The organism is Halomonas sp. SIMBA_159, from assembly GCF_046536035.1.
Lineage (GTDB): Bacteria > Pseudomonadota > Gammaproteobacteria > Pseudomonadales > Halomonadaceae > Vreelandella > Vreelandella venusta_A.
The window spans coordinates 1-269 of sequence record NZ_JAWJBT010000666.1; the positions used below are offsets into that span (position 1 = coordinate 1).

The window sequence follows — 269 nt, forward strand, 5'->3', positions numbered from 1 at the left end:
CTGGCAGACGCAGCATGTGTTCAGCCCGCTCGTCGTCGCGATGGGCCGCCGCGCGCTGGCGAAGATTCCGGAGAATTTGCGCCCCGCGTTTCAGAAAGCGGCGCAAGACGCGACGGTGAAGCAGCGCGTCGTAGCCATCGAAACGGCTGCCCGCGCCGAGCAGGAGTTGAAAAAGCGCGGCATGACGTTCTATCCGATGTCGAAGGCCGACCGCGATACCGCGCGCGGCGAGATGCAGTCGCAGCTGTACGCGAGCTTCTCGAAGCAGT

Annotated in this window: 1 protein-coding gene; it reads left to right on the top strand. The window is 64.7% G+C overall.

Translation table 11 applies throughout. From position 1 onward, the window contains the following. The coding region (locus R0J87_RS20885; RefSeq protein ID WP_498888655.1) for a hypothetical protein at positions 1–269 on the top strand (269 nt) is incomplete at both ends.